The 7,819-nt window shown below is 53.5% G+C and carries 6 protein-coding genes; 5 read left to right on the top strand and 1 reads right to left on the bottom strand.

The features are described from left to right. Window positions 1–35: 35 nt before the first annotated feature. Window positions 36–1,631 carry a Ppx/GppA phosphatase family protein gene (locus KH813_RS05245; RefSeq protein ID WP_303994143.1) on the bottom strand — a complete coding sequence of 532 codons (1,596 nt, stop codon included), beginning with the start codon at window positions 1,629–1,631 and terminating at the stop codon, window positions 36–38. A 176-nt stretch (window positions 1,632–1,807) separates the two neighbouring features. Here KH813_RS05245 and KH813_RS05240 point away from each other — a divergent pair, with 176 nt between their 5' ends. The 5 genes from KH813_RS05240 to KH813_RS05220 form a co-directional block, all read left to right on the top strand. Beyond that, window positions 1,808–3,361, top strand: coding sequence for a Ppx/GppA phosphatase family protein (locus tag KH813_RS05240; protein WP_303994140.1), 1,554 nt, complete (start codon window positions 1,808–1,810; stop codon window positions 3,359–3,361). After that, entirely contained in the window at window positions 3,358–5,508 is a 2,151-nt protein-coding gene (gene ppk1, locus KH813_RS05235; RefSeq protein ID WP_303994137.1) for a polyphosphate kinase 1, read from the top strand. Before KH813_RS05240 ends, ppk1 begins: the two co-directional genes overlap by 4 nt. Window positions 5,509–5,895: 387 nt before the next feature. Continuing rightward, a complete protein-coding gene (locus tag KH813_RS05230; protein WP_303994134.1) occupies window positions 5,896–6,873 on the top strand; it encodes a 3D domain-containing protein in 978 nt (325 codons plus the stop codon). 123 nt (window positions 6,874–6,996) lie between these two features. Next, on the top strand, window positions 6,997–7,431 hold the full coding sequence (gene lspA, locus KH813_RS05225; RefSeq protein ID WP_303994132.1) for a signal peptidase II: 435 nt from the start codon (window positions 6,997–6,999) through the stop codon (window positions 7,429–7,431). Next, window positions 7,428–7,819: S4 domain-containing protein (locus KH813_RS05220; protein ID WP_303994128.1), on the top strand; the 392-nt coding region annotated here is incomplete at its 3' end. The genes lspA and KH813_RS05220, both read left to right, overlap by 4 nt.

Raw genomic sequence — 7,819 nt, 5'->3', positions numbered from 1 at the left:
AGAGACCGTACGGTCTCTTTTTTTATTGCTTTGATTTACGCCAACGTATCGTATGTCTCCGGCGTTTTTTCGGCGTTATCCCATTCGACGCTGAGGGTAAAGGGATACTCTTCATTGCATTCTTTAATATGGGGCTCGATATTTGCGTTGACCAGCGGAATATCGGTGGCGGAACGGGCGGTGAGGTGCAGCACCGCGTGCGTTTCGTCCGGCTGCGAGACGGCGAGCGATGTGACGCTTTCATCGTAGGTCGCGTCAAACGCTTTGACAATCGCGAGCAAGGTGGAAAGCTGCTTGACGACAGTCAGATCCTCTGCGGTCAGGAGTTTTGCGAACTGGGCGAAGCGGCGTAATTTATTGGAAATGCCGTCCTGAAACGCCGCGATGAGCGCGCAGGTCGCCTGCTCGCGATGCGTGAGGCCGTACAACGGCGAGTTCGCAATGATGTAAGCGCTGTGTTGCGCGTGACTGTAGTAGTTAATCATCATGCCGACATCATGCAAACGGCAGGTCGTTTCCAGCCATTCCCGATAGCGGGCGGGAAAACCGTGCAGGGGTTGCAGACCGTCATACAGTTTCAACGCCATCTTCGTGATGTATTGCATTTGTTCTTCATTACCGAGCGGCAGCGTATTGCGGAAATTTTCCACGCTTTGCCGCAGCAGGCTTTCGGGAAAGTGCTGACCTTGGCGGCGCGTCATGGCGTAGTAGTTGAAAAATAAGCCTTCGCGCAAGCCATTGCCGCTGATAATGAGTTGTTCCGCGCTTGTAAACTGCAGTAAGGTTTGAATCAGGAACGCGCCGGCGGTGATAATATCCGCGCGATCGCGACCGAGGCCCGAGATTTGCGCGCGTTCTTTGAGATTGCGGTTCGCGAACATTTTCGTCATGTCGTAAATGGCGTCCGGCGTCATCGTATAGTGATGAAGTTTGGGAATGGGATACGAGACCAGACGTTGATGGATTTTCGCCAAATTGCGCACCGTGCCGCCGATGCCGATGAGCGGCAGCCCCGTGTCTTCGATATGGGGTAATCGGCGCAACATTTTGTGGATATAGGCGCTCATCGCCTTGAGGGCTTTGGGAGTGACTTCGTCTTGCGTGCCGAATTTTTCCGTCAGCGTGAGCGCGCCGATCGGCAGGCTCACCGTCTCCTTTAACCGTCGGTTGCGCACCAGTGATACTTCGGTGCTGGCGCCGCCCAGGTCGAAGAGCACGAAGTCTTCGTACGGCAATGTGTTGATGACGCCTAAATAGCCGAGACGCGCTTCCTCACGACCGTTGATGATCGTGAGCGGAATATCGGTTTTGGATTCGATTTCATCGCGAAATAAAATGCCGTTATCCGCGCTGCGCATCGCCGCGGTGGCGACGGCCAACATCTGCTCGACGCCGAGCAGTTCAGCGGTATGCGAAAAATTTTGCAACGCGGCAAGCGTTCTCGCCATGGCTTCCTCGGTGAGACGGCCCGCGGCCTGCATTCCTTCACTCAAGCGGACCAGCTGCTTATCCTGATAGACAAGTCGATACGCGTCATTCGGCTCGATCGCCATCACGACCATGCGTGCGGAGTTCGAACCCAGGTCGATCAGACCGACCTGCTCGGCGCGGTAATCTTCATCCCATAACAAAATACTCAGTCCCTTCCCGTTCTCTTGCTTTTATTGTAGCGAATTTCGCAGGCGCATGCAAAAGAAAACAACGCCGTTTTATTATGTAAAAACTTCGTTAAGGCAAGGCGGCGTGCCCGCTTTTCCCCGCGAAATGGGCTATAATGAAAGTACCATAGAAAAGAGAGGAATAAAGTATGATCGGCAAACAAAAACGAATGTACGGCGTCATTCATGTCGGCTCGGTAGGGTTGTCGCTTTTGATCGTCGATTACGGCGGTCCGGACGATGTCACGATCGTACAGGAAGCGAGACGCGCGGCGGGCTTCGGGGAAGAAGTTTTCACGCAAGGCGAGTTGTCCTTCACTTCGATCCGGCAAATGGTGCGGATGATTAACGGTTTTCGAAGGATTCTGGCGGATTTCGAAGTCGAAGAAGTCGTGGTATACGCGACGGCGGTTTTGCGGGAAGCGAAAAACAGCCGCATGATTTTGGATTTGATTCGCGTGCATACGGGACTTTCCGTCAAAATTCTCGACATGCCGCAGGAAATTTTTTATAAGCATTACGCGTTGCACTATGCATTGACGCATAATGCCGATGCCGCCGCGGGGACGACACTGTATGTCGATATTACCTCCAGCGCGGTGGGACTGACGATCTGGCAAAAAGATACTTTGAAATATCAGCAAAACGTTCATATCGGCACGTTGCGCGTGTTGGAATCGTTCCGTCGCGCGCAGCGGGACAGCTATGATTTCCCGAAAGTGTTGAATGAATTTCTCGAACGTATTTTGGAACCGATTTGGCCGATGCTGGGGCAATACGAAATCGATAATGTCGTTCTGTCCGGTCGCGAATCGCGACTGGTCGCTCGGATGATGGGCTTTACTACTCAGCAGGCGATGCGCATCGTTTCACCGGAACGCTTTTTCCGCGTATTTCAGAGCTCGGAGACGCGCACGGCGACGACTCTCGAGCACGCGTACGGCTTCACTGCCGATGAAGCGGAAAAATTACTGCCGACGCTGCACCTTTACGCGCAGATTTTCACGCATGTGCAGCCGCAACGCCTGTTGATGATGTCGACGACATTTCTTTACGGCGCGATGCTTTACTACGGCGCGCGCACGACCGACGAGCCGGCGCTTACTTTTTTGCGCGAGCAGCATCTCGAGCTCGCCAAGACGATGGCGGCGCGCTACGGCGGCAACATCATGCATTTGGAAACGGTCGCGAAGTATGTCGTCATTCTGATGAAAGCGCTGCGTCCGGTACACGGCTTGGATGAGCGGGATACGTACCTTTTGCGAATGGCGGTATTCCTGCATCAGATCGGGCGCTTTGTGAACTTGCGCCAAAACAGCGTGCATACGTACCACATCATCATGGGCACGGACTTATTCGGTCTGACCGATTTGGAAAAAGAGCTGGTCGCGGTCGTTGCGTACTACAATTACAAAGGCCGTCCGAGTGATGAAGATAAGCCGTTCCGGCAGTTGCCCGAAGGGGTCAAGATGGTGATTTTGAAACTCGTCGCCGTACTGCGGCTGGCGGACGCGATGGATAAGGGCGAACAGCGTAAGCTCTATAACGTAGAAGCCTTTTTACGCCGCGGCAGTTTAGTCGTTTATTACGACGCGAAAGCCAATACGAACACCCTTTTGGAAGAATGGACATTTGCCGAAGAAACCGAATTATTTACGGATGTTTTCGGGCTGGATGCGAAACTGGAAAGGAGACCGCAATGACTGATTCTGCACGGACACAAGAGACGCCCGAGTTGGACCACCGTTATTTTTTGAATCGGGAACTGAGCTGGTTAAGTTTCAACGAACGCGTTTTGGAAGAAGCGGTGGATCCGAATAATCCCTTGCTTGAAAAATTGAAATTTATCGCGATCACGGGCTCCAATTTGGATGAATTCTTCATGATCCGCGTGGCGGGGCTCATGCATCAGCGAGCCGGCGGCATTGAGCGGCGCGACAACGCCAATATGACGCCCGCGGAACAGCTGACGGCGATTTCGCGCAAGTGCAAACAGCATGTGGCGCGTCAGTATCGGTACTTGCATGATGTGTTGGCGGGTCTCTATGAAGAGGGATTGCGCCTGTACACGCCGGAGGAGCTGACTCCCGACCAGGCCTACTGGCTGAATGAATATTTTGACCGCACGATTTATCCGGTGGTTACGCCGCTGGCCGTCGACGCGAGTCACCCGTTCCCTTTTTTGATGAGTCGCAGCCTGAATTTGGCGGTCATGCTGCATCCGAACGGCAGTCCGGACGATGTCCGCACCGCGATTTTACCGGTACCGAGCGTCTTGCCCCGACTGATTGAAATCCCGGGCGAATACCAAACGGCGAGCGGGCGTGAATTCGTCTGGCTGGAGGACGTGCTGCGCAAACGCGCGGACGCGTTTTTCCAGGGACACACCATTATCGATGCCCGCGTTTTCCGTATCACGCGCGATGCCGACCTCGATATCGACGAGGAAGGCGCGGAAGACCTGCTCGATGAAGTGGAAAAATCGTTGAAACGCCGCCGTCGCGGCGCCGCCGTGCGGATGGAATTTGAAGCGGGTAAAGCGACGCCGTTGCGCGAATTTTTGCGCGATGAGTTGTCGCTTACGGAAGAAGATATCTATGATATCAACGGCAAGCTTGATGTCACGCAGTTCTTTTCACTTGCCGACATCGCCGGGTTCGACCACCTGCGCTACGTGTCGGTGCGCCCACGCCGCTCGTATTCGGTGCTCACGACCAAAGGCGAAGATCTGTTCGCCAAAATTCGCAATCATGATCTTTTCATTCACGTGCCGTATGAATCCTTCGCGACGGTGGAGAAGTTTATCAGCGACGCGGCGAAAGATCCGCATGTGCTCGCGATTAAGCAGACGCTGTATCGCGTAAGTTCGGACTCCAAAATCGTGCATGCTCTTGCGACCGCCGCCGAAAACGGCAAGCAGGTGACGGTGCTGATGGAAGTCAAAGCGCGCTTTGATGAAGAAAATAATATTTTGATGGGGCGTCGCCTGGAGCAGGCCGGCGCGCATGTTATCTACGGTTTGAAAGGCGTGAAAACGCACTCGAAATGCACGCTCGTTATTCGCCGCGAACCGGACGGCATCCGACGCTACGTGCATGTCGGCACGGGCAACTATAACGGTAAAACCGCGAAACTGTATACCGACTGCGGCATTTTTACCGCGAGCGACCTTTTCGGCATCGATGCCGGCAATTTCTTCAACCTCTTGTCCGGCTATTCCGATCCGCCGCAATGGCATAAATTTATCGTGGCGCCGATGGATTTGCGCAGACGTTCCATCGAACTCATTGAGCGCGAGATCGCGTTTGCCAAGAAAGGCGAACTGGCGCGGATGATCGTGAAGATGAATTCGCTGTTGGATCGTGAAATTATTTTGAAATTGTATGAGGCTTCTCGGGCAGGCGTGCAGATCGATTGCATCGTGCGCGGCATTTGCGTATTGAAGCCGGGCATCAAAGGGGTCAGCGAAAATATTCGCGTGCGCAGTCTGGTCGGACGTTTCCTGGAACATAGCCGCGTTTTTTGGTTTGCCAACGGCGGTCGCCCGGAAGTCTACATCAGCTCCGCCGACTGGATGCCACGCAACCTGAATGACCGTGTGGAACTGATGGTGCCGATCGAATCGGAAACGCATCGCCGTCGTTTGCGCGAGCTCTTGCAAATTCAGCTGGACGATAACCAGAAGGCGCATGTGATGCAGCCGGACGGCAGCTACATCAAAACGATCGCCGCGGAGAATCCGATCGCGGCGCAAGAGAAGTTCCAGCAACTTGCCGAAGAGCGGGACGTGCCGGAAAATCTCACGTTGCGTCAGCGACTGGAACCTTTTTACGCGGACGAACTCCAATAAACGGAAACGCCGCGAAAAAGGTTTGCCGCGTTGTACTGAAATGCGGTAAAGTGGCGAAAAACATTGTAAAAAATGTCTTTACAGATGACGTATTCCCAAAAAATCAGGAAAAATTCCCGGCAAAATGTTATTGTAACTAAATTTTAATAATAGCCCGTGCGTTTCCCTCATTGACAATCCGTCTCGGTGTCCTTGCTAAAAGGACAACTGTGGAGTCCTTGCGGTGAGGGAATCACGGGCTCTGTTTTTGTTAATTTCCATTTATGGAAATATTTGTTTTAAAATTAGAAAAAAGGCCGTTCGAGCCCTAATTTGCCGTATTGTAAACCTCAAAGCTTTGACAGAACTGTCCACTCATGGTAGAATCCCCGTGTTGGAGGTTACTGTATGAGGACAAATTGGAAAAAATGGGGGACCCATCCGGTCCTTTTGTTCTGCGTCTTCGTCATCATGATCGTGTCGATGGTCGGCTTTTCTATGCAGCCGCGGACGCTCACCGTTATGGTTGACGACAGACAGCAGACCGTTCGCACATCAGCGCAATCCACAGCGGGCATTATGTATGATGCGCATATCGTGTTAAATGAATATGACAAAGTGGATCTGAATACGGAAAAGCTCGTTGACGGCTCCGTATTGACTGTGCGTCGTGCCGTTCCGATCAGTATTCGGGAAGGCGCGGAAGTGAAAGCGACGATGTCGGCGGGCAAGACCGCAGCGCAGGCGATCACGGAAGCGGGCTATGACCCGGCGGAATATGTGACGCTGATTCCGGCGGACACTCCGGTCAAAGCCGGTATGGAAATTCCGGTCGGTAAGTACACGGCTTCGGAAATCACGGTCGAAGAAGAAGTTCCTTTCAAGATCGTTCGCGAACCGAATGACCGCATGTTCGCCGGCGCGGAAAAAGTGACGCAGGCGGGCGTGAACGGGAAACAAAAAACGAAGTACCGCGTGCTTACGGTAGACGGTCGTGAAGTCGGCCGCGTGCCGTTGGAGTCGCAACCGTTGCAGCCGGCGGTGGACCAGGTGGTGCAAGTCGGAACGCGTGATATCGTCAATACCAGCCGCGGGGATATTCGATTCACGAAAATGATCAACATGGAAGCAACAGCGTATCATCCGATGGACGGTGACGGTCGCGGGATTACCGCGAGCGGCATGAAAGCCCGTTACGGCGTGGTAGCGGTCGACCCGAATGTGATTCCGATGGGCACGCGCGTGTTTGTTCCGGGGTACGGCGAAGCGATCGCTGCGGATACCGGCGGCGCGATTATCGGCAATCGGATTGACTTATGCATGGAAACGTACGACGAATGTTACCAATACGGACGTCGTAACGTAGAAGTTTACGTATTGGATTAAAAAACGCCCTGAGGGCGTTTTTTTGTACGAAAAATAAAATGGCGATCGGTGGGCGCGGAAGGGACTGTGACACGGGTATGCTATAATAAGCTATTGAAATATAGATGAAGGAGTTATGCTTGGATGACTTTTTGGGTAGCGTTGGTTGTGATTGTGCTCGACCAATTGACGAAATATTATGTGCGCGCGACGATGGAGCTCGGGGAAAGCATCCCCGTCATTCCGAACGTATGGCACTGGACATATATAGAAAACCACGGCGCGGCCTTCGGCATTTTGGCACATCAGCAATGGTTTTTTCTCTTGGTGGTGGCGATTTTGTTCGCCCTTTTCTTTTGGTACCGGAAACGTATTCCGCGCGAACCGAAATATTTTTCGATCGCGGTCGGTTTGCTGTTGGGCGGCGCGCTCGGTAACGCCTGGGATCGGTTTTATCAGGGCGGCGTCACGGACTTTTTCGACTTGCGCGTGTGGCCGATTTTCAATGTGGCGGATATCGCGATTTGCGTCGCGGTGGCGTGCTTTTGCCTCTTTTTTTGGCGGCGAGGTAACGCATGATGTATGAATGGATAACGGATGCCGCGGCGGAGAAAACGCGCCTCGATGTATGGCTGGCGATGGTGCTCGATGTCTCGCGTTCGGCGGCGCAAAAATTGTGCAAAGCGGGCGCGGTGACGGTGGAAGGCGCGCCGGCCAAAGCGAATACCGTTTTGCGCGCGGGTATGTTCGTGACGGCGGAGTATGCGCCGAAATTGGAGGCCTTGCCGGAGCCGCAAAATATTCCGCTGGATGTGCGTTACGAAGATGAAGATGTCGTAGTGATCAATAAAGCGCGCGGCATGGTGGTGCATCCGTCGCCGGGACACGCGGACGGAACGTTGGTCAATGCGCTGCTTTTTTACACCAAAGGACATTTGGCGGAAATGAGCGATCCCATCCGACCGGG

It is taken from the genome of Negativicoccus succinicivorans (assembly GCF_018373335.1).
Lineage (GTDB): Bacteria > Bacillota > Negativicutes > Veillonellales > Negativicoccaceae > Negativicoccus > Negativicoccus succinicivorans_A.
This window is presented reverse-complemented; position numbering and strand designations above follow the sequence as displayed.

Excerpts from the sequence above, each read along its gene's own strand:
- KH813_RS05240 (WP_303994140.1), top strand. The coding sequence starts at position 1,808 with ATGATCGGCAAACAAAAACGAATGTACGGCGTCATTCATGTCGGCTCG.
- ppk1 (WP_303994137.1), top strand. The coding sequence starts at position 3,358 with ATGACTGATTCTGCACGGACACAAGAGACGCCCGAGTTGGACCACCGT.
- KH813_RS05230 (WP_303994134.1), top strand. The coding sequence starts at position 5,896 with ATGAGGACAAATTGGAAAAAATGGGGGACCCATCCGGTCCTTTTGTTC.
- lspA (WP_303994132.1), top strand. The coding sequence starts at position 6,997 with ATGACTTTTTGGGTAGCGTTGGTTGTGATTGTGCTCGACCAATTGACG.